General features: G+C 63.0%; 15 protein-coding genes and 1 tRNA gene. 14 read left to right on the top strand and 2 right to left on the bottom strand.

Annotated elements, in window-relative coordinates; all coding sequences use genetic code 11:
• Positions 1 to 857: 857 nt before the first annotated feature.
• A complete protein-coding gene (locus IVB50_RS20785) occupies positions 858 to 1643 on the bottom strand; it encodes an SDR family oxidoreductase (protein ID WP_018456438.1) in 786 nt (261 codons plus the stop codon).
• Between the two features lie 134 nt (positions 1644 to 1777).
• Between IVB50_RS20785 and IVB50_RS20780 the strand changes: the two genes are divergently transcribed.
• Both IVB50_RS20780 and IVB50_RS20775 read left to right on the top strand, forming a co-directional pair.
• On the top strand, positions 1778 to 2476 hold the full coding sequence (locus IVB50_RS20780) for a histidine phosphatase family protein (RefSeq protein WP_018456439.1): 699 nt from the start codon (positions 1778 to 1780) through the stop codon (positions 2474 to 2476).
• A 67-nt stretch (positions 2477 to 2543) separates the two neighbouring features.
• Positions 2544 to 3311, top strand: coding sequence for an SDR family oxidoreductase (locus IVB50_RS20775; protein WP_018456440.1), 768 nt, complete (start codon positions 2544 to 2546; stop codon positions 3309 to 3311).
• A 166-nt stretch (positions 3312 to 3477) separates the two neighbouring features.
• Here IVB50_RS20775 and IVB50_RS20770 read toward each other — a convergent pair whose 3' ends face one another.
• The gene (locus tag IVB50_RS20770; protein WP_018456441.1) at positions 3478 to 4713 is read right to left on the bottom strand and encodes a serine hydrolase domain-containing protein; all 1236 of its coding nucleotides are present in this window, start codon (positions 4711 to 4713) and stop codon (positions 3478 to 3480) included.
• Positions 4714 to 4875: 162 nt separating this feature from the next.
• Here IVB50_RS20770 and IVB50_RS20765 point away from each other — a divergent pair.
• The 12 genes from IVB50_RS20765 (at position 4876) to IVB50_RS20710 (ending at position 21773) form a co-directional block, all read left to right on the top strand.
• Positions 4876 to 4951: transfer RNA gene (locus tag IVB50_RS20765), tRNA-Trp, on the top strand.
• 233 nt (positions 4952 to 5184) lie between these two features.
• Positions 5185 to 5412, top strand: a complete 228-nt coding sequence (locus IVB50_RS20760) for a hypothetical protein (RefSeq protein ID WP_198293367.1) — start codon at positions 5185 to 5187, stop codon at positions 5410 to 5412.
• Positions 5413 to 6028: 616 nt separating this feature from the next.
• The gene (gene secE / locus IVB50_RS20755; protein WP_007602984.1) at positions 6029 to 6220 is read left to right on the top strand and encodes a preprotein translocase subunit SecE; all 192 of its coding nucleotides are present in this window, start codon (positions 6029 to 6031) and stop codon (positions 6218 to 6220) included.
• The gene (nusG, locus tag IVB50_RS20750; protein ID WP_007602985.1) at positions 6220 to 6774 is read left to right on the top strand and encodes a transcription termination/antitermination protein NusG; all 555 of its coding nucleotides are present in this window, start codon (positions 6220 to 6222) and stop codon (positions 6772 to 6774) included. Before secE ends, nusG begins: the two co-directional genes overlap by 1 nt.
• A 130-nt stretch (positions 6775 to 6904) precedes the next feature.
• Entirely contained in the window at positions 6905 to 7333 is a 429-nt protein-coding gene (gene rplK / locus IVB50_RS20745; RefSeq protein ID WP_018456444.1) for a 50S ribosomal protein L11, read from the top strand.
• Positions 7334 to 7339: 6 nt separating this feature from the next.
• A complete protein-coding gene (rplA, locus tag IVB50_RS20740; RefSeq protein WP_007602988.1) occupies positions 7340 to 8032 on the top strand; it encodes a 50S ribosomal protein L1 in 693 nt (230 codons plus the stop codon).
• A gap of 90 nt (positions 8033 to 8122) precedes the next feature.
• Entirely contained in the window at positions 8123 to 9070 is a 948-nt protein-coding gene (locus tag IVB50_RS20735; protein ID WP_018456445.1) for a 2-hydroxyacid dehydrogenase, read from the top strand.
• Positions 9071 to 9647: 577 nt separating this feature from the next.
• Entirely contained in the window at positions 9648 to 10166 is a 519-nt protein-coding gene (gene rplJ, locus IVB50_RS20730; protein ID WP_026233178.1) for a 50S ribosomal protein L10, read from the top strand.
• A gap of 54 nt (positions 10167 to 10220) precedes the next feature.
• Positions 10221 to 10598, top strand: coding sequence for a 50S ribosomal protein L7/L12 (rplL, locus tag IVB50_RS20725; RefSeq protein ID WP_007602994.1), 378 nt, complete (start codon positions 10221 to 10223; stop codon positions 10596 to 10598).
• A 482-nt stretch (positions 10599 to 11080) separates the two neighbouring features.
• On the top strand, positions 11081 to 15196 hold the full coding sequence (rpoB, locus tag IVB50_RS20720; protein ID WP_018456447.1) for a DNA-directed RNA polymerase subunit beta: 4116 nt from the start codon (positions 11081 to 11083) through the stop codon (positions 15194 to 15196).
• 128 nt (positions 15197 to 15324) lie between these two features.
• Positions 15325 to 19521, top strand: coding sequence for a DNA-directed RNA polymerase subunit beta' (gene rpoC, locus IVB50_RS20715; protein ID WP_026233179.1), 4197 nt, complete (start codon positions 15325 to 15327; stop codon positions 19519 to 19521).
• A 191-nt stretch (positions 19522 to 19712) separates the two neighbouring features.
• Complete coding sequence (locus IVB50_RS20710; RefSeq protein ID WP_018456449.1) at positions 19713 to 21773, top strand: FAD-dependent oxidoreductase; 2061 nt, start codon at positions 19713 to 19715, stop codon at positions 21771 to 21773.
• Positions 21774 to 21859: the final 86 nt, after the last annotated feature.

The raw sequence follows: 21859 nt of genomic DNA, 5'->3' as shown, positions 1-21859 counted from the left end.
CCGGGCTACAAGCCCTTGCATTGGCCGACGGGCAAAACACGCGAGCGGCAGGTCAACGCCCGCCGCTGAAAATATTCCACTTTACCGAAATTCGGAAACGGCGTATGTGTCGCCGTAACCCGGCCCAAGGAAGAGGGGCGTATCGCGATCGTCACGAACGCGGGCCGGACAGCGGCGGACGCTGGGCCACACCGGCGCGAATGGTTTCGCAGGGCGGGCAACCGTGAGCGAAGGCGTCGCGCACACGACCGGTGCTGACAGCGTACGGCAAAACCGTGTCGTCCTGACGCCCGGGGTCTGTGCGTCAAGTCTTGTGGTGATGTGGCGGCCCGACCGGGTTCGCGCATCAGCCATCCATGAGGCGACGGGGGCAATAGTGCATCGCTCCCCGGGGAGAGCACGGCATAAGCCGTAAAACCGCTGCGCAGGGAAGGCCGGACGTTTTGGCTTCACCTGTATGCCGCTGTGCAGATTTTTTACTGCAACTTCGCACAGTGGACCGCGGGTGCCAGCCGGCGCCCGGTCTTCCCTGCGCCCTCTTTCATTCGAGGGTGAGGCGACCAAGCAAAGCTCGGGCGAACAAGCCGCGAGAGGGCGAAGGTGTGTCTGCGAACGGGAATGCGAATGGAAGCGCGACCCTGCCACCCACAGACTCCGTCATTGCGAGCACAGACTCCGTCATTGCGAGCACAGCGAAGCAATCCAGGCTGACGCCGCGGAAAGACTCTGGATTGCTTCGCTGTGCTCGCAATGACGATGCTGAAGCAGTTGCGCGCCAAAACTTCTGTCTCGTGCCCCGGACGCAGCGCAGCAGCGTGAGAAAGCTGCAGCGCCTCCGGGACGCGAGAGTGCGTGAACTAAACCGGCTTCCCCGTATACGGCATCGACGCCGTCAGTCCGCCGTCCACCGGGAAGGCCTGGCCATTGACGTACGACGCCTCGTCGCTGGCCAAGAACAGTCCCATCGCGGCGAGCTCGTGCGGCTGGCCGGGGCGCTTGAGCGGATTGAGCTGGCCGATCTTGTCGGCGGTGCCGCGCTCCTTGGCGCGGTCGAAGATCGGCTTGGTCATGCCGGTCTCGATCAGGCCCGGGCACACCGCGTTGATGCGCACACCGGTGCCGGTGAGCGAATAGGCGGTGGTCTGCACCAGGGAGATGACGCCGGCCTTGCTCGCGGCATAGGGATGTCCGCTGGCGCCGGCCTTGAGGCCCGCGACGGACGCGGTGAGCACGATCGCGCCGGACTGCTGCTTCACCATGTGCGGCATCGCATGCTTCACCGCGAGAAACGGCCCGATCAGGTTGATGCGCAAGACTTCCTGCCATTGCTCGACGGTCTGCTCGCCGAGCGGAACGAGTCCGCCGGAGACGCCGGCATTGGCCCAGATCACGTCGAGCCGGCCGTGCGTCTTCACCGCCTTGTCGATCACGGCCATGACGTCCTTTTCGGAGCCCGCATCCGCCATCATGGCTTCCGCGACACCGCCGGCCTTCTTCACCTCGTCGACCGTCTCCTTCACCGCCTCGCTGCGATCGACCGCGATTAGCTTGGCGCCTTCCCTGGTGAACAGCAGCGCGGCCGCGCGGCCGATGCCGCTGCCGGCACCGGTGATGATGACGGATTTGCCTTGCAGACGGCCCATGCGGTTTCTCCCTTTGGTTCGCGCGCGACGCTTGCCGCGCGACGGAATTTCAAACAAGATTTCAAACGGTAAAGTGTCTTGAGACACGTTCGCTACTGACGTACAGCGACATCAGACGGGATGGAAGGGTTTCGATGGCAGGTGCAGACAAGCCCAAAGTGGTCACGACACGCTGGTGGTGGGTCCGTCACGCGCCCGTGCGCAATGACGGTGGCAACATCTACGGTCAGTCCGATCTCGCCTGCGACACCAGCGATACCTACGTCTTCAATGCTGTTGCCAAGGTGCTGCCACGCAAGGCGGTCTGGTATTCGAGCAATCTGATGCGCACCCATCAGACCGCCGAAGCGATCTGGGCGGCCGGATTCCCGAGGCCTGCATCGATGAAATGGGAGGCGGACCTCGCCGAACAAAACCTCGGCCGTTGGCAGGGCATGAACCGCGCCGAGTTCATCGCCAGCCGTCCCGTCGGCTCGAGCTGGTTTGCCGACATCAACGAGCCTGCACCCGGCGGCGAAAGCTTCATGGACCTCTACAACCGCACCCGCCGCACCATCGAGCGGATCAACAATGAGGCCGCCGGGCAGGACGTGATCGCGGTCGCACATGGCGGCACCATCAAGGCAGCGCTGGGGCTGGCGCTCGACAATCAGCCGGAGCGAGGGCTCGCGTTCGATATCGACAATTGCTCTGTGACGCGGCTCGACTATTTCGCAAGCCCCGAACGCAATGTCTGGCGGCTGCCGATGGTGAACCAGCAGCCGTGGATCGCGGACGATGCGCATGCGGCGATGCATCAACCCGCGGGACCGGAAGTCAAGAAGCTCGCCTGAGCAATTGCCCGGTCGCGCGGACGCGGCGTAAGCTTCAAGCAATCAAAACGTACTCTGGGAGAGAAACATGACCTTGTTCGACATGAAGGGGAAAGTCGCCGTCATCACTGGTTCGACGCGCGGCATTGGGCTTGCGATCGCCGAGCGCATGGCCGAGCACGGCGCCAAGGTGGTGATCTCCTCGCGCAAGGCCGACGTTTGCGACCAGGTCGCCAAGAGGATCAACGACAAGTTCGGCAAGGGCACGGCGGTGGCGATCGCCGCCAACATCTCGTCGAAGGAAAATCTGCAGAACCTCATCGACGAGAGCAACCGCGCCTTCGGCAAGATCGACGTGCTGGTCTGTAACGCCGCGTCGAACCCGTATTACGGCCCGCTCGCCGGCATCTCGGACGATCAGTTCAGGAAGATCCTGGACAACAACATCGTCGCCAACAACTGGCTGATCTCGATGGTGGTGCCGCAGATGATCGAGCGCAAGGATGGCTCGATCATCATCGTCTCCTCGATCGGCGGCCTGAAAGGCTCGACCATCCTCGGCGCCTACGCGATCTCGAAAGCCGCCGACATGCAGCTCGCGCGCAATTTGGCCTGCGAATATGGCCCGCACAATATCCGCGTGAACTGCATCGCGCCCGGCCTGATCAAGACCGATTTCGCGAAAGCGTTGTGGGACAATCCGGAGAACCTGAAAGCCTCGACTGCGCGTTCGCCGCTGCTGCGCATCGGCATCCCCGACGAGATCGCGGGCGCCGCGGTGTTCCTGGGCTCGAAGGCCGGCGACTTCATGACCGGCCAGACCATGGTGATCGACGGCGGCGCGACGATCAGTTGAGGCCCCCAATAGGTGTCATCGCCCGTGAAGGCGGGCGATCCAGTACTCCGCGGCCTTCGTTGGAGAGCTCGCTCTCGCCACATCCGCCCCGGAGTACTGGATGCCCCGGTCAAGCCGGGGCATGACAGCGAAAATGTGATGCAGCGCCGCGCATAGCGGCGCCGCCTCAATCCACCGCCGCGTACACCAGATCCCGCACCAGCGTACGCGTATGATCGCGCTGCCCCGGGCCCTGGCTCATGAACACGACGAACAGATCCTCCTTCGGATCGATCCAGAAGAACGTCCCCGCGATGCCGCTCCAGAAAAACTGGCCGACGCTGCCGGGGAAGGGCGCGATGCCGGCTTCGCGCCGCACCGCGAACCCGAGGCCGAAACCATGGCCAGGCGACAGCAGCGTGCCGTTGGTCACGACGTTCGGGCCGAGATGATCGGAGGCCATCAGCTCCAGCGTCTTGCGGCCGATGATCCTGTTGCCGTCGAGCGTGCCGCCATTGCGCAGCATCAGCGCGAAGCGGGCATAGTCCATCGTGGTGGAGACGAGGCCGCCGCCGCCGGACTCCATGATGGGCTGCTCGAGCATGTTGAACAGCGCGACCTTGTCGCCGGTCCAGGGATCGGCCGCGAATGGCTCGGCGAGCCTGTTGGCATTGACCTCCGCTGTCGCAAAGCCGGTCTCGGCCATCTGCAAGGGCGTGAGAATGCGCTCGGTGAGGTACGTGCCGAGCGACTTGCCGCTGACGACCTCGATGATGCGCCCGAGGATGTCGGTGGAGCGGCTGTAGTTGAACTCGTCGCCGGGGTGACAGACCAGCGGGAAGCTCGCGACCAGGGCGGCGTGCTCGGCATTGGTGATCTTGCGGCTGCGCACCCGCGAGTCCTGATAGATCTTGTGCACGGGGCCGTCGCCCTGGTGCTCGTAGGTCAGGCCGGAGGTGTGGCGGAGCAGGTCCTGCACCGTCATCGGGCGCTTCGGCGGAACCAGTTCCAGCTTGCCGCCGCTGACCACGCCGACCTTCTGGTTGGCGAACTCCGGGATGAATTTCGCGACGGGGTCGGCAAGGAGCAGGTGGCCGTCCTCGACCAGCGTCATGACGCCGACCGACACGATCGGCTTGGTCATCGAGAAAATGCGGAAGATCGAATCATGCGCCATCGGCGCCGCGCCCGTCGGGCTCTGTTTCCCGAGCGCCTCAAACCATCCGACCTGACCGTGCCGTGCCACCAGCACGGTGACGCCCGGCACGGTTCCCTTGTCGATCTCGCGCTTGAAGGCGTCCGACATGGTCTCGAGGCGAGGGCGCGACAGCCCGAGCGTCTCGGGGCGGGATTCCGGCAGAGGCGGGGTCTTCGCGGCGATCGAGGGGCGAGGGGCGGCTGTCGCGGACGCTTGGGCAGTCATGGGTACTCCCGGTGCTTATTATTGTTCGGAGCGGACTGTGGCCCAGAAGGCGCGGCACAAACAAGCGAAGCCAGCGCGCTTCACCCTTGCAATCCGGCCTTGCAATCCGGCCGCCCCTTGTGCTTCAAAGCGGCCTGATCCGCGCGGCAACGCAGGGTCCGTAGGAGTGTAGCTCAATTGGTAGAGCACCGGTCTCCAAAACCGGGGGTCGCAGGTTCGAGCCCTGCCACTCCTGCCAACCAATCAAACACTTAACTGGGATGTGGGCGATTAGCCGTCGGCTGGATATTGCTGGATGGCGCAGCCCTAGGCGATGATCTGCCGTTTCCAGATCGCCTCCGAAGGGCGATGTCGGCCACGGAATCTGCGCCGGAAGCCACGGCGTCCTCTGCTCCACGATATCGGCGACGAATGCCTCGGCCTGACGCCGAAACGCCCAACCTTGCCGCGAGACAATTCCGTGGGTTGTCCTTGCTGATGGAGAACGACCTCCGCCTCCTGCTCGGCAAAAGGCGGTGGCAATTCGATGGTCAGCGCGCCCAGCTCGAACGCGTTGCTCAGCCCCTCGCGCCAGACGCCTTTGGATCCATTCGCGAGCTGCAGCGCGCAGGCGACGCCGTCGAGTCGAGTGTCACGGTCGCCGCGCCCGAGCTCTCGATGTTGCTTTCGGCGACTGCCGGCGGCGATCCGAGCACGTAGCGCGCGAGGTTGATGATATGGCTGAACACGTGTCGTAGCCGGCTCGCATCGTGCCCGGCAGTTCGGCGGCGGAATTGAAATTCCCGAACGTCGGCAAGACGTCCTGACGTTCGTATTAGTTGAAGAGCTTGTCCTCAGCCATGCCGCGACCCTGCGGCCGACTGGAGGCGGCTATTTCGCCGAGGGCGGAAAGTTCGTTGTGCCGTTGCCGAGCATTTCGACGATCGATCGGGCCGACTGACCTTGAGGGGGTCGCCAAAAGGGGCTGCAGGTGAGGGGCCCCGGTGGTCTCGTTCTGCGAGGAACCGGCTGAGGCGCTGGGACTGCGCTTTGCAGGCGGCAGATAAGCCCTTGATCGGCCTGATCTCTGGTCGTTCGCCCGCGGAGGTCGTTTTGGGCGCGCGGGCCCTCTCTATCTTGACCTTTGGTCCCATCCGAAGTAGATACCGCGCACTCGCAGCCGGCCCGTTAGACGCGGATTTCCGGCGCGGCTTTGAATCCCCGAACAATCGAGCCCGATTTCCGGCTCATCCTTCGACAGAGGGCTGGGCCAACGGCGGCTGTTCGGATCCCTGAAATTCATTCGCGTCTGTCGACGGACGTTGGACATCAAACGATGGCAGTCAGCCCGTTCAAGTTCTTGCAGGAAGTCCGCTCGGAGACCGCCAAGGTCACCTGGCCGACCCGCCGCGAGACCACGATCACCACCATCATGGTGTTCGTCATGGTCGCCGTGGCCTCGATCTTCTTCTTCGCCGCCGACCAGATCATCCGCGTCCTCATCACCTTCCTTCTGGGCATTCACTGATGGCAACAGCAACGGCTCAATTGTCTGACAAGCGCTGGTACATCGTCCACGCCTATTCGAACTTCGAGAAGAAGGTCGCCGAATCGATCCGCGAGCAGGCCAAGCAGCGCGGGCTCGAGGAGCTGTTCGAGCTGGTGCTGGTTCCGACCGAGAAGGTCACGGAAGTGCGCCGCGGCCGCAAGATCGACGCCGAGCGCAAGTTCTTCCCGGGCTACGTGCTGGTGAAGATGAAGCTGACCGACGAGGCGTTTCATCTGATCAAGAACACGCCGAAGGTGACCGGCTTCCTCGGCGCGGAAAACAAGCCGATGCCGATCTCGGAAGCCGAGGCCATGCGCATTCTGCACCAGGTGCAGGAGGGCGTGGAACGGCCGAAGGCGTCGGTGTCGTTCGAGATCGGCGAGAACGTGCGCGTGGCCGATGGCCCGTTTGCCTCGTTCTCGGGTGTGGTTGAGGAAATCGACGAGGCGCGCTCGCGCGTGAAGGTCGCGGTGTCGATCTTCGGCCGCGCCACGCCGGTCGAACTGGAATTCGGTCAGGTCGAGAAGGTCTGATCGGGTAGGCGTGAGGCTTCGGTCTCGCGTAACAAGAGGCCGTGGGAGGGAGAGGGCGGTCGCCAGCCGCCTCCGACCCAGACCACGAACCTGAAACCGCCGGCCCAGGCCGGCCCAACAGGAGTGATACATGGCAAAGAAAGTGACCGGATACCTGAAGCTTCAGGTCCCGGCCGGTGCGGCGAATCCTTCGCCCCCGATCGGTCCCGCGCTCGGTCAGCGCGGTCTCAACATCATGGAGTTCTGCAAGGCGTTCAACGCCCAGACCCAGAAGGAAGAGAAAAACACCCCGATTCCCGTCGTGATTACGATCTACGCCGATCGTTCCTTCACGTTCGAGATGAAGACGCCGCCGATGTCCTTCTTCCTCAAGCAGGCTGCCAAGATCCAGTCCGGCTCCAAGGCGCCGGGCCGTGACAAGGCGGGTGCGGTGACCAAAGCGCAGGTGCGCGAGATCGCCGAGAAGAAGATGAAGGATCTCAATTGCGATTCCATCGAAGCGGCCATGAAGATGGTCGAGGGCTCTGCCCGCTCGATGGGTCTGGAAGTGGCAGGGTAAGCGGTCATGGCAATCGGAAAACGTTTGAACAAAGCCCGCGAAGGTATTGATCGCGAAAAGCTTTACCCGCTCGCAGACGCCATCAAGATGGTCAAGGAACGCGCGAAAGCGAAGTTCGACGAGACCATCGAGGTCGCGATCAATCTCGGCGTCGATCCGCGTCACGCCGACCAGATGGTCCGCGGCGTTGTGACCCTGCCGAACGGCACCGGCCGTACGCTCCGCGTCGGCGTGTTCGCCCGCGGCGCCAAGGCCGACGAGGCCAAGGCTGCCGGAGCCGACGTCGTCGGCGCCGAGGACCTGGTCGAGAAGGTGCAGAACGGCACGATCGATTTCGATCGTTGTATTGCGACCCCCGACATGATGCCGCTGGTCGGTCGTCTCGGTAAGGTGCTGGGCCCGCGCGGCCTGATGCCGAACCCGAAGATCGGCACCGTGACCATGGACGTCACCGGCGCCGTGAAGGGCGCCAAGGGCGGCTCGGTCGAGTTCCGCGTCGAGAAGGCCGGCATCCTGCAGGCTGGCGTCGGCAAGGCCTCGTTCACCGAGGAAAAACTGGTCGAAAACATCAAGGCCTTGGCTGACGCTGTCTCCAAGGCCAAGCCGGCCGGTTCCAAGGGCACCTACATCCAGCGCGTTGCGGTGTCCTCGTCGATGGGCCCCGGCGTGAAGGTCGAGCCGGGCACCATTCTCGGCTAAGGTTTGCAAATGACATGAGGCGAGGGGCGGAATTGGGCAACCGATTCCGCCCCTCGTCGTTTGTGACGGCGTTCACCGGAAACAAGAACAATGACTGACAAGGTCCTGATCTACTCGCGCTTTCCCAAGACGATGATGGCGCGCTTCGCCGAGCGGTTCGAGCTGCTCGACACCGGCGGCAAGCCGGCGCGGGAGATGTTTTCGGCCGACGCGCTCGGCGATATCCGTGCAGTGCTCACCGCCGGCGGAACGCCGCTGGGCGCGGAGGCGATGGACCTGTTTCCCAAGCTCGGTGCCATCGTCTGCTACGGCACCGGCTATGACGGTGTTGACCTGAAGGCCGCTGCTGCCCGCAATATTGCGGTCGGACATAGCCCGGGTGCCAATGCGGCCTCCGTCGCCGACATCGCGATGACCCTGATGCTCGCGGCGACGCGGCGAATCCTGGTGGCCGACCAGTACGTCCGAAGCGGCGATTGGGCCGCGTCAAAGCCCTCGCCGATGATGCGCCCGCAGGCCGGGATGCCGGGCCGCCGCATCGGGGTCTACGGCATGGGCGAGATCGGCCGCAAGATCGCAGCGCGCTGCGCGTCCTTCGAGAGCGAGATCGGCTATTTCAGCCGCAGCAGGTACGATCTGCCCTATCAATATTTCCCGACCTTGGAGGCGCTGGCCGACTGGTGCAGCGTGCTGATGATCGCGGTCCGGGCAGGAGCCGAGACCCAGCATGCCGTCAGCGCCGATATCCTCAAGCGCCTCGGGGCGGACGGCTATGTCGTCAACATCTCCCGCGGCTCGGTGATCGATGAGAAAGCCCTGGTGCTGGCGCTCACCCAGAAGACCATCGCTGGAGCCGGTCTCGATGTCTATGACAAGGAACCGCACGCTCCTGACGCGCTGACGGCACTGCCCAACGTCGTGTTCTCCCCCCATATTGGCGGCCACACCCTGGAATCGCACGTCGCCATGCAGAACTGCGTGCTGGCGAACCTGACCGCGTTTTTCGAGGGCAAGAAGTTGCCTTACGCGGTCAAATGAGCGGAAACCGGCCCTTTTCGGCCATGGTTAAGCGCGAGCGGCAACGGATTGGAACTGGTGTGAATTTTGCTCTTGGCAAGCAGGCCCCGAGCGGTTAAAGAACCGCTTCCGGACGTGCCGGCCTCGGCTGGCGCGTTCGTGCACGCATTCCGAAAACAAGCGATGGAGATCATTCCTTTTCAGGGCGTCCGTGAGGATTTGCTGGAAAGGGAGGGAAAACCGTCGGGTGTGGGGTGCGGGCAGAGGTCGGGCGGTTCGCCGGCTGACCTTGTCCTGTCCAAGACTGCAGGCGCCCGCGGGGAATTCCGATTTCTCAACGGCTTAATCGCATGGCCTGCATAGACGGGTGAAGACCGGATTTCACTTCGTGGCCACCTTAGGGTCGGTTGCGGAATGGGTTTGGTTCGGACCTCGACACGCCGTGGGCTCTAACGGGCTCTCGGAGGGCAGGCTTTGAATTGTCGTCTTGCCCGGCGTGTCCGATGGGTTTGGCCCTGAGGTTCAGGTTTGGGCGGGACGATGGGTGCAACCCGGCGGTCCCGCTTTCGCGATGACCGCCAACCGGAAAGAGCTTGCTGTGGAACGAGCGGCAAAAAAGGAAGCGGTCGAACAGCTCAATGGGGTCTTCAAGACCACGAGCGTCGCGGTCGTTGCCCAATATTCCGGCCTGACCGTTGCCCAGATGCAGAAGCTGCGCTCGCAGATGAAGCAGGCTGGCGCCTCGGTGAAGGTCTCGAAGAACCGTCTCGCCAAAATTGCTCTTGAAGGCACTGACGTCGTTGCCATCGGCCCCATGCTGAAGGGACCGACCGTGATCGCCACTTCGGACGATCCGGTAGCGGCGCCAAAGGTCGCCGTCGAATTCGCCAAGGCGAACGAAAAGTTCGTCATCATTGGCGGCTCGATGGGAACGACCGTCCTGAATGTCGACGGCGTGAAGGCACTTGCCTCGCTGCCGTCGCTTGACGAACTGCGCGCCAAGATCGTCGGCCTGCTTGTGGCCCCGGCGACCAAGATCGCTCAGCTCGCCAACGCGCCCGCGGGCAAGCTCGCGCGTGTCATTCAGGCTTATGCCTCAAAGAGCGAAGCGGCCTGACGCCCTTCGCAAAACTCAAACCCGAACCAGACTTACATTCAAGGAAACTGAACAATGGCTGACCTGCAGAAGATCGTTGACGACCTCTCGAGCCTCACCGTGCTCGAAGCTGCCGAACTCGCGAAGCTCCTCGAAGAGAAGTGGGGCGTTTCGGCTGCCGCGGCTGTCGCCGTGGCCGGCCCGGCTGGTGGTGGCGCTGCCGCCGCTCCGGCCGAAGAGAAAACCGAGTTCACGGTCGTTCTTGCCGCTGCCGGCGACAAGAAGATCGAGGTCATCAAGGAAGTCCGCGCCATCACCGGCCTGGGCCTGAAGGAAGCAAAGGACCTCGTCGAGGGCGCGCCGAAGCCTGTCAAGGAAGGCGTGAACAAGGACGAAGCCGAGAAGCTCAAGGCCCAGCTCGAGAAGGCTGGCGCGAAGGTCGAGCTCAAGTAAGCAGCGCTTACTGACACGAGATCCCGGTGAGCATCATCGCAACCGGGGTCTCGGTCCGCTCCCTGAAAGGGCGGGCCAGATGCAAAAGGCGTGCGACGGAACGACCCGACGCAGGCCGAACACGAAAAAGTGTGGGGATTTGAGGGTTTGTCCCTCGAATCTGCACTAATGTCGCCCCATATCGGGTCGGCAGCACGAAAGCGCGGTGGGCAGGGATGCCGCATTCCCTGTAAGCCGTTGGGAGAGCAAGCTATTTCGGGCTTTTGCAGTCCGTGAAGAGGTTGGTTGTGACGGGCGGGCGCGCTCCTGCGCCCCGCGCGTCGTTTTGCGTTTTGAAGGTCTGAAGAACAGATTCAGGACATTCCTACCTGAAACTGAGTCTCCGGCCCCCAAGACGGGTTCGAAAAATTCAACCCGGGGAGCGGCGGTCGCCGCGTTCCGGAGGGCGCGCCCAAATCGGGCGACGAAAATGAGAGGCCACGATGGCGCAGCAGACATTCACCGGTCGCAAACGCGTTCGCAAGTTCTTCGGACACATCAAGGAAGTCGCCGAGATGCCGAACCTCATCGAGGTTCAGAAGGCGTCCTATGACCAGTTCTTGATGGTCGACGAGCCCCAGGGCGGTCGATCGGACGAGGGCTTGCAGGCGGTGTTCCGCTCGGTGTTCCCGATCTCCGACTTCTCGGGCACCTCGATGCTGGAATTCGTCCGCTACGAGTTCGAGCCGCCGAAATACGACGTCGACGAGTGCCGCCAGCGCGGCATGACCTTCGCGGCCCCCCTCAAGGTGACGCTACGCCTCATCGTGTTCGATATCGACGAGGAAACCGGCGCGAAGTCGGTCAAGGACATCAAGGAGCAGGACGTCTACATGGGCGACATCCCGCTCATGACGATGAACGGCACCTTCATCGTCAACGGCACCGAGCGCGTCATCGTCTCGCAGATGCACCGTTCGCCGGGCGTGTTCTTCGACCACGACAAGGGCAAGACCCATTCGTCGGGCAAGCTGCTGTTCGCCGCTCGCGTGATCCCATATCGCGGCTCCTGGCTCGACATCGAGTTCGACGCCAAGGACATCGTCTATGCGCGTATCGACCGTCGCCGCAAGCTTCCGGTGACGTCGCTGATGTTCGCGCTTGGTCTCGACGGCGAGGCGATCCTCAGCACCTTCTACAAGAAGATCCAGTACAAGCGGATCAAGGAAGGCTGGCGCGTTCCGTTCGACGCCAATCGTTTCCGCGGCTACTCGACCATCAACGACCTGATCGACGCCGATACCGGCAAGGTCGTGCTCGAAGCCGGCAAGAAGCTCACCGTGCGCGGTGCGCGTCAGATGCAGGAGAAGGGGCTGAAGGCGCTGCGCCTCTCGGATGCTGAGCTCGTCGGCAACTACATCGCCGAGGACCTCGTCAATCCCAAGACCGGCGAGATCCACGCGGAAGCCGGTGAAGAGATCACCGACAAGTCGATCAAGGTTCTCAACGAGCACGGCTACAAGGAGCTGCCGCTGCTCGACATCGACCACGTCAATGTCGGCGCCTACATCCGCAACACCCTCGCGGCCGACAAGAACATGACGCGCGAGGACGCGCTGTTCGACATCTACCGCGTGATGCGTCCCGGCGAGCCGCCGACGCTGGATTCGGCGCAGGCAATGTTCCAGTCACTGTTCTTCGACGCCGAGCGCTACGACCTCTCGGCGGTCGGTCGCGTCAAGATGAACATGCGCCTCGACCTCGATGCGCCCGACACCCAACGCACGCTCCGCAAGGAAGACATCCTCTCCGTCATCAAGACGCTGGTGGATTTGCGCGACGGCAAGGGCGAGATCGACGACATCGACCATCTCGGCAACCGCCGTGTGCGTTCGGTCGGCGAGCTCATGGAGAACCAGTACCGCATCGGCTTGCTCCGCATGGAGCGCGCGATCAAGGAGCGCATGTCTTCGGTCGACATCGACACGGTCATGCCGCAGGACCTGATCAACGCCAAGCCGGCGGCCGCCGCCGTGCGCGAGTTCTTCGGCTCCTCGCAGCTCTCGCAGTTCATGGACCAGACCAACCCGCTGTCGGAGATCACCCACAAGCGCCGCCTGTCGGCACTTGGACCGGGCGGTCTGACCCGCGAGCGCGCCGGCTTCGAGGTCCGCGACGTGCATCCGACGCATTACGGCCGCATCTGCCCGATCGAGACGCCGGAAGGTCCGAACATCGGCCTGATCAACTCGCTCGCGACCTTCGCGCGCGTGAACAAGTACGGCTTCGTCGAGACGCCTTACCGCAAGGTCAAGGACGGCCGCGTCACCGACGAGGTCGTGTACCTCTCGGCGATGGAAGAGGGCCGCTACACGGTCGCGCAGGCCAACGTGCCGCTCGATCCGAAGGGCCGCTTCACCGAAGATCTCGTGGTCTGCCGTCACGCCGGCGAAGTCTTGCCGGTCACCCCGGACAAGGTCGACTACATGGACGTGTCGCCGAAGCAGCTCGTTTCGGTCGCGGCCGCGCTGATCCCGTTTCTCGAGAACGACGACGCCAACCGCGCGCTGATGGGCTCGAACATGCAGCGCCAGGCGGTGCCGCTGGTTCGCGCCGAAGCGCCGTTCGTCGGCACCGGCATGGAAGGCGTGGTTGCGCGTGACTCGGGTGCTGCGATCGCGGCGCGCCGTTCGGGCGTGATCGACCAGATCGACGCCACCCGCGTCGTGATCCGCGCCACGGAAGATCTCGATCCGACCAAGTCGGGCGTCGATATCTACCGGCTGATGAAGTACCAGCGCTCCAACCAGTCGACCTGCATCAACCAGCGTCCGCTGGTGAAGGTCGGCGACATTGTCAAGAAGGGCGACATCATCGCCGACGGTCCGTCGACCGATCTCGGCGAGCTCGCGCTCGGCCGGAACGTGCTCGTCGCGTTCATGCCGTGGAACGGCTACAACTTCGAAGACTCGATCCTGCTCTCCGAGCGGATCGTGAAGGAAGACGTGTTTACCTCAATTCATATCGAAGAATTCGAGGTAATGGCCCGCGACACCAAGCTCGGACCCGAGGAAATCACCCGCGACATTCCGAACGTCTCGGAAGAAGCGCTGAAGAACCTCGACGAAGCCGGCATCGTGTACATCGGCGCGGAAGTACGCGCCGGTGACATCCTGGTCGGCAAGATCACGCCGAAGGGCGAAAGCCCGATGACGCCGGAAGAAAAGCTCCTGCGCGCCATCTTCGGCGAGAAGGCTTCCGACGTCCGCGACACCTCGCTGCGCGTTCCTCCGGGCGTGCAGGGCACCATCGTCGAAGTGCGCGTGTTCAACCGGCACGGCGTCGACAAGGACGAGCGTGCGCTGGCGATCGAGCGGGAAGAGATCGAGCGTCTGGCCAAGGACCGCGACGACGAGCAGGCGATCCTGGACCGCAACGTCTACAACCGTCTTGCCGAGCTGCTCGAAGGACGGCAGGGCATCGCCGGTCCGAAGGGCTTCAAGAAGGACACCAAGATCACCCGTGCGGTGCTCGAGGAGTACCCGAAGTCGCAGTGGTGGCTGTTCGCTTCGCCGAACGACAAGCTGATGGCCGAGATCGAGGCCATGCGGAAGCAGTACGACGAGTCGAAGAAGGGGCTGGAACAGCGCTTCCTCGACAAGGTCGAAAAGCTTCAGCGCGGTGACGAATTGCCGCCCGGCGTGATGAAGATGGTCAAGGTCTTCGTCGCGGTGAAGCGCAAGATCCAGCCCGGCGACAAGATGGCCGGCCGCCACGGCAACAAGGGCGTGGTGTCGAAGATCGTGCCGATCGAGGACATGCCGTTCCTCGAAGACGGTACGCATGCCGACATCGTGCTCAATCCGCTCGGCGTGCCATCGCGCATGAACGTCGGACAGATCCTCGAGACCCATCTCGGCTGGGCCTGTGCCGGCCTCGGCAAGCGTATCGGCCAGACGGTCGATGCCTATTTGTCGAAGCAGGACATCCGGCCGCTGAAGGAAACCTTGAAGAAGGTCTACGGCGAGGACGAGACGATCAAGTCGCTCAACGACAACGAGTTGATCGAGCTCGGCCACAATCTGAGCCGCGGCGTTCCGATCGCGACGCCGGTGTTCGACGGCGCCAAGGAAGCCGACATCGAGGAGATGCTGAAGCTTGCCGGTCTGGACGCTTCGGGCCAGTCGACCGTCTATGACGGCCGCACCGGCGACGCCTTCGACCGCAAGGTGACGGTGGGCTACATCTACATGCTCAAGCTGCACCATCTCGTCGACGACAAGATCCACGCGCGTTCGATCGGTCCGTACTCGCTCGTTACCCAGCAGCCGCTGGGCGGCAAGGCGCAGTTCGGCGGTCAGCGCTTCGGCGAAATGGAAGTGTGGGCGCTCGAGGCTTACGGCGCGGCGTACACGCTCCAGGAGATGCTGACCGTGAAGTCGGACGACGTCGCCGGCCGTACCAAGGTGTACGAGGCGATCGTGCGTGGCGACGACACCTTCGAGGCCGGTATTCCGGAATCGTTCAACGTGCTGGTCAAGGAAATGCGCTCGCTCGGCCTCAACGTCGATCTGCACAATTCCAAGGTCGGACCGGGGACGGCGGAAGCGGCCGAGTAATACGACCCTCATGCCCGGCCTGAATGGCCGGGCATCGGCGCCCAGTCCTGGAATCGCGAGGGCAGGGCGCCCCGCATAGTGATTTTCGAATTTGCTGCCGGAGGCGACCGGCACGCGAGGAGAAGACGATGAACCAAGAAATTATGAATCTCTTTAATCCGACGACGCCGGCTCAGGTCTTCGACCAGATCCGGATCTCGATCGCGAGCCCCGAGAAGATTCTGTCCTGGTCGTACGGCGAGATCAAGAAGCCGGAAACCATCAACTACCGTACCTTCAAGCCCGAGCGCGACGGCCTATTCTGCGCCCGCATCTTCGGGCCGATCAAGGACTACGAGTGCTTGTGCGGCAAGTACAAGCGCATGAAGTACAAGGGCATCATCTGCGAGAAGTGCTCGGTCGAGGTCACGCTGTCGCGCGTCCGGCGCGAGCGCATGGGCCATATCGAGCTCGCGGCCCCCGTCGCCCACATCTGGTTCCTGAAGTCGCTGCCCTCGCGCATCGGCCTCCTGCTCGACATGACGTTGAAGGATCTCGAGCGGATCCTCTATTTCGAATATTACGTCGTGCTCGAGCCGGGCCTCACCGCGCTGAAGGACCGTCAGCTCTTGTCGGAAGACGAGTATCTGAAGGCGCAGGACGAATACGGCCAGGATTCCTTTACCGCCATGATCGGCGCGGAAGCGATTCGCGAGCTGCTCAAGGGCATGGACCTCGAGAAGCTCGAGCTGACCTTGCGTGCGGAGATGCAGGAGACCGACTCCGACATCAAGCACAAGAAGCTCGCCAAGCGCCTGAAGATCGTGGAAGCGTTCCGCCACTCCGGCAACAAGCCGGAATGGATGATCATGACGGTGGTTCCGGTGATTCCGCCGGACCTGCGTCCGCTGGTGCCGCTGGATGGCGGCCGCTTCGCGACCTCGGACCTCAACGATCTCTACCGCCGCGTCATCAACCGCAACAACCGCCTGAAGCGGCTGATGGAGCTGCGCGCGCCGGACATCATCATCCGCAACGAGAAGCGCATGCTTCAGGAGGCTGTCGACGCGCTGTTCGACAACGGCCGCCGTGGCCGCGTCATCACCGGTGCCAACAAGCGTCCGCTGAAGTCGCTCGCCGACATGCTCAAGGGCAAGCAGGGCCGGTTCCGTCAGAACCTGCTCGGCAAGCGCGTCGACTATTCGGGCCGTTCGGTGATCGTGGTCGGTCCCGAGCTGCGCCTGCATCAGTGCGGTCTGCCGAAGAAGATGGCGCTCGAACTGTTCAAGCCGTTCATCTACTCGCGGCTTGACGCCAAGGGCCTGTCCACCACCGTGAAGCAGGCCAAGAAGCTGGTCGAGAAGGAGCGGCCCGAGGTCTGGGACATCCTGGACGAGGTCATCCGCGAGCATCCCGTGCTGCTCAACCGCGCACCGACGCTGCATCGCCTCGGCATCCAGGCGTTCGAGCCCGTGCTGATCGAGGGCAAGGCGATCCAGCTCCACCCGCTGGTCTGCGCCGCGTTCAACGCCGACTTCGACGGCGACCAGATGGCCGTGCACGTTCCGCTGTCGCTGGAAGCGCAGCTGGAAGCGCGCGTCCTGATGATGTCGACCAACAACATCCTGCATCCGGCGAACGGCCAGCCGATCATCGTGCCGTCGCAGGACATCGTGCTCGGTCTCTACTACGTCTCCATCATGCGCGAAGGCCTGCCCGGCGAGGGCAAGATCTTCGGCGAGATGGCGGAGCTCGAGCACGCGCTGCACGCGAAGGTCATCCACCTCCACACCAAGATCAAGTACCGGTGGGAAGGCATCGACGAGACCGGCAAGATCTCCAGGCGCTGGATCGAGACCACCGCCGGCCGCGTCATGCTGGGCAATTTGCTGCCGAAGAACCCGCGCGTTCCGTACGAGATCATCAACAAGCTGATGACCAAGCGCGAGATCTCCGGCGTCATCGACCAGGTCTACCGCCACTGCGGCCAGAAGGAGACGGTGATCTTCTGCGACCGCATCATGGCGCTCGGCTTCTACAACGCGTTCAAGGCCGGCATCTCGTTCGGCAAGGACGACATGGTCGTGCCGCACTCCAAGTGGAAGATCGTCGACGCTACCCGTACGCTGGCGAAGGATTTCGAGCAGCAGTACAACGACGGTCTGATTACCCATGGCGAGAAGTACAACAAGGTCGTCGACGCCTGGTCGAAGGCAACGGAAGAAATCGCCAAGGCGATGATGAAGGAGATCTCCTCGACCAAGAAGACGGCGAGTGGGGCGGATGCCGACATCAACTCGATCTACATGATGGCTCACTCCGGTGCCCGCGGTTCGCCGGCCCAGATGCGCCAGCTCGCCGGCATGCGCGGCCTGATGGCCAAGCCGTCGGGCGAGATCATCGAGACGCCGATCATCTCGAACTTCAAGGAAGGCCTCTCGGTGCTCGAGTACTTCAACTCGACCCACGGCGCCCGCAAGGGCCTCGCGGACACCGCGTTGAAGACCGCGAACTCCGGCTATCTGACCCGTCGTCTCGTCGACGTCGCGCAGGATTGCATCATCACGCAGGACGATTGCGGCACCAAGCTCGGCATCAAGATGCGCGCCATCGTCGATGCCGGCACCGTGGTCGCTTCGCTCGGCTCGCGCATCCTCGGACGCACGGCCTGCGAAGACGTGCGTGACAGCACGGGCAAGGTGATCTTCAAGCGCGGTACGCTGATGGAAGAGAGCCATCTGGATGCCATCCATCAGGGCGGCGTCCAGGAGGTGAAGATCCGCTCGGCGCTGACCTGCGAGCTCGTCAACGGCATCTGCGGCAAGTGCTACGGCCGCGATCTCGCTCGCGGCACGCCGGTCAACCACGGCGAAGCGGTCGGGGTCATCGCGGCCCAGTCGATCGGCGAGCCGGGCACCCAGCTCACCATGCGCACCTTCCACATCGGCGGTGCGGCGCAGCTGAACGAGCAATCTTTCGTCGAATCCAACTTCGACGGCAAGATCGTGATCAGGAACAAGGCCATCGCCCGCAATAGCGAAGGCCACCTGGTCGCGATGGTTCGCAACATGGTGATCGCGATCGTCGATGCCGACGGCACCGAGCGTGCGACGCACCGTATTCAGTACGGTTCGCGCCTGCACGTCGACGAGGGCGACATGGTCAAGCGTGGCCAGCGTATCGTGGAATGGGATCCCTACACCCGTCCGCTCCTCACCGAGGTCGAAGGTACTATCGGCTTCGAGGATCTGGTCGAGGGACAGTCGATCTCGGAAACGCTCGACGAGGCCACCGGTATTGCCAAGCGCGTGGTCATCGACTGGCGCTCGATGCGCGGCGGCGGGGACCTGCGTCCCGCCATCGTGATCAAGGGCAAGGACGGCAAGGTGCTCAAGCTCGCCCGTGGCGGCGATGCCCGCTACATGCTGTCGGTCGATGCCATTCTGTCGGTCGATGTCGGCGCCAAGGTCCAGGCGGGCGACATTCTCGCCCGTGTCTCGACCGAAAGCGCCAAGACGCGCGACATCACCGGCGGTCTGCCGCGGGTGGCGGAACTGTTCGAGGCTCGGCGTCCGAAGGATGCGGCGATCATCGCCGAAATCGCGGGCACCATCCGGTTTGGGCGCGACTATAAGAACAAGCGTCGCATCTCGATCGAGCCGATGGACAAGACCGAAGAGGCGCGCGAGTACCTGATCCCGAAGGGCAAGCACATCCACCTTCAGGACGGCGACGTCGTCGAAAAGGGCGACTTCATCGTGGAAGGCAATCCGGCGCCGCACGACATTTTGGCGGTCAAGGGCATCGAGGAACTCGCGGCCTATCTGGTCAACGAGATCCAGGAGGTCTATCGGCTCCAGGGCGTGCTCATCAACGATAAGCACATCGAGGTGATCGTCCGTCAGATGCTCCAGAAGGTGGAAGTCACCGACCAGGGCGACACGGACATGATCTCGGGCGAGCAGATCGACAAGATCGAGTTCGACCAGATCAACGCGAAGGCCAAGGAAGAGGGCAAGAAGATCGCCACGGGGACGCCGGTTCTGCTCGGCATCACCAAGGCGAGCCTTCAGACCCGCTCCTTCTTCTCGGCGGCCTCGTTCCAGGAGACCACCCGAGTCCTCACGGAAGCGGCGGTCAACGGCAAGGTCGATCCGCTCGAAGGCCTCAAGGAGAACGTCATCGTCGGCCGGCTGATTCCGGCAGGCACCGGCGCCTCCATGGCGAAGATCCGCGAAGTCGCTGTGAAGCGCGACAAGATGATCCTCGACGAGCGCGAGAAGCAGGCGGCGGTCGTGCCGCCGGCGCCGGAAGTGGAGCCGATGGCGCTGCCACCTGCGGAATGATCGTTCATCCGTAGGAATACCGAGGACACTGAAAAGGCCGGCGAAAGCCGGCCTTTTTGCTGCTTTGTTTCCCTGTTGCGGTGCAGGATCAACCTTTGTTCATCTTTCCTTCAGGCGCAAAAGCGCTTCTGCTAGGAGAGCTTAGACCGGTGGTCCCGTGAAGGGGGCGGGCCGGAGACCACGGAATTCTCATGCTTGATCTCGCAATCGTAGGCGGCGGCCCCGGCGGGCTGATGAGCGCTTGGTATCTGAAGCGCAAGCTTGGCGACCTCTGCCGCGTCACCATCTACGAGGCATCCGACCGGCTCGGCGGCAAGATCGTCACGCGCAAATTCGATTCCGCGCCCGCGATGTACGAGGCCGGCGTTGCCGAGATCTACGACTACTCGATGACCGGGCCGGATCCGTTGCGCGAGTTGATCCAGCATTTCGGCCTGCAGACCATTCCGATGGATGCCGAGCAGGTGCAGTTCGGCGGTGAGCTCCTCAACGACGTCGCGGGCATGCGCCGCAAATACGGTGCCAAGACCGCAGCCGCAATCGAGGCGTTCCGTAAGCGCTGCGCCGAGGCGATGACGCCGATCGAGTACTACGAGGGTGTCGGCGCGCACGACAACGAGAATCCCTGGGCCTACAAGACCGCCGAACAGGTGCTCGACGAGGAGGTCGAGGACGAGACCGCAAAGCGATTCTTCAAGGTGATGGCGCGCTCGGACCTCGCGACCGAGAGCCACAACACCAACGGGCTCAACGCGCTCAAGAACTACCTGATGGATGTCGACGGCTATATCGGCCTCTATTCCATCCAGAACGGCAACGAGCAGCTCATCGAGTGCCTCCAGTCGGAGGTCAATGCCGACATCCAGCTCAATCACCGAATCCTCACGGTCGGCAAGGCGCCGACCGGCCGCTATCAACTCAAGATGATGAACGGCAAGGGGCCGGAGACGCGCGACTTCGACCTTGTGCTGGTCTGTCTGCCGCATTCCTGGCTTGGGACCGTCGGCTGGGAAGGCGAACAGCTCCGCAAGTCGATGGTCAAGCACGTCGCGTACTTCGACCGTCCTGCGCACTATTTGCGTGTCTCGATCCTGTTCGACACGCCGTTCTGGGGCGACAAGATCGCCGGCGCCTGGTTCATGTCGGAAGCCTTTGGCGGTTGCTGCGTCTATAACGAGGGCGCCCGCCATGATGTGGGCAAGCACGGCGTGCTGAACTGGCTGATTCCGGGCTCCGATGCGCTGGCCTTTGCGAATCTCTCCGACCGGGAGCTGATCGATGCCGCGCTGAAATCGCTTCCGGCATCGCTCGGCGATGCACGCGCGCATTTCATGGAAGGCAAGATCCACCGCTGGCTGTCCTCGGTGAACGCGATTCCGGGCGGCTTGCCCGTGCGCGACGTCATGACCAACCACCGGCCCGAGCCGAAGGAACATCCCGGAATCGTGGTGGTCGGCGACTATCTGTTCGACTCGACGCTGAACGGCCTGCTCGATTCCTCGGACGCGGCGACCGACATCATCTTGACCGAGATGATGCGCTTGCGCCGCGAGCGTTCGCAGGACGACAAGCCGCTCTCGGACAAGATCGATCGTGCCTATTTTGACAATTATCGCGGCCAGGGCCCCTACAGCGAGGTGTGGCAACACTTCACGGATCCCGACTATCTCACAAAACTGATCGGCATCGTCTGGGGCAAGGCCAAAGGCACGAAGCTCTTGATCGCGGGCTCGGCCAGCGGCGAGCTTGTCGGCGCGCTACGTGATCGCGGCATCGATGCCTTCGGTATCGAGAACAACCGCACCATTCACGCCAGAACGCCGAAGGCGCTGAGGAAGTACAACAAGCTCGGTTCGATCACCGACATGCCGTTCAAGGATGGTGCGTTCGACTTCGTGTTCGAGACCAGCCTCTGCCATGTTTCCCCGAAGCAGGTGGTCCGTGCGATCAGGGAGCTGAACCGTGTGGTCAAGACCGGGCTCGTGTTCGGCTCGATCACCTCGGACATGGCGCCGGCACTGATCGACCGCTACGACCTTCTGCGCGGCGTCAAGAAGCTCGGCACCTGGTGGGAATGGTCCGAACTGTTCTTCGGCAACGGCTTCGAGCTGTCGATGCACCGCAAGGACTGCACGGACGCGCTCTGGGAGACGACGCTCGCCGCCAACAAGGGACCGGGCCAGTGGTACGCCGACGCCGATTCCTTGCGCTATTCCTTTTTCGACAAGGTCGAGGATGAGGAAGACGACTAGCCGCCTGAAGCGGGCGCCTTCGCCAATTGTTTTGCCGAATTCATCTTGATCGCATAGAATCGATGCAGTAGCGGTTGGCGCTATTT

Origin of the sequence: Bradyrhizobium sp. 87 (assembly GCF_023073015.1) — a bacterium.
GTDB classification, from domain to species: Bacteria; Pseudomonadota; Alphaproteobacteria; order Rhizobiales; family Xanthobacteraceae; genus Bradyrhizobium; species Bradyrhizobium canariense_D.
The sequence above is the reverse complement of the archived record's forward strand: the minus strand, read 5'-3'. Positions and strand labels throughout refer to the sequence as shown.

Coding starts and splice junctions, on each gene's coding strand:
- rplL (WP_007602994.1), top strand. CDS start 10,221: ATGGCTGACCTGCAGAAGATCGTTGACGACCTCTCGAGCCTCACCGTG.
- IVB50_RS20735 (WP_018456445.1), top strand. CDS start 8,123: ATGACTGACAAGGTCCTGATCTACTCGCGCTTTCCCAAGACGATGATG.
- IVB50_RS20710 (WP_018456449.1), top strand. CDS start 19,713: ATGCTTGATCTCGCAATCGTAGGCGGCGGCCCCGGCGGGCTGATGAGC.
- rplA (WP_007602988.1), top strand. CDS start 7,340: ATGGCAATCGGAAAACGTTTGAACAAAGCCCGCGAAGGTATTGATCGC.
- nusG (WP_007602985.1), top strand. CDS start 6,220: ATGGCAACAGCAACGGCTCAATTGTCTGACAAGCGCTGGTACATCGTC.
- rpoB (WP_018456447.1), top strand. CDS start 11,081: ATGGCGCAGCAGACATTCACCGGTCGCAAACGCGTTCGCAAGTTCTTC.
- IVB50_RS20770 (WP_018456441.1), bottom strand. CDS start 4,713: ATGACTGCCCAAGCGTCCGCGACAGCCGCCCCTCGCCCCTCGATCGCC.
- IVB50_RS20780 (WP_018456439.1), top strand. CDS start 1,778: ATGGCAGGTGCAGACAAGCCCAAAGTGGTCACGACACGCTGGTGGTGG.
- secE (WP_007602984.1), top strand. CDS start 6,029: ATGGCAGTCAGCCCGTTCAAGTTCTTGCAGGAAGTCCGCTCGGAGACC.
- IVB50_RS20785 (WP_018456438.1), bottom strand. CDS start 1,643: ATGGGCCGTCTGCAAGGCAAATCCGTCATCATCACCGGTGCCGGCAGC.
- IVB50_RS20775 (WP_018456440.1), top strand. CDS start 2,544: ATGACCTTGTTCGACATGAAGGGGAAAGTCGCCGTCATCACTGGTTCG.
- rpoC (WP_026233179.1), top strand. CDS start 15,325: ATGAACCAAGAAATTATGAATCTCTTTAATCCGACGACGCCGGCTCAG.
- rplK (WP_018456444.1), top strand. CDS start 6,905: ATGGCAAAGAAAGTGACCGGATACCTGAAGCTTCAGGTCCCGGCCGGT.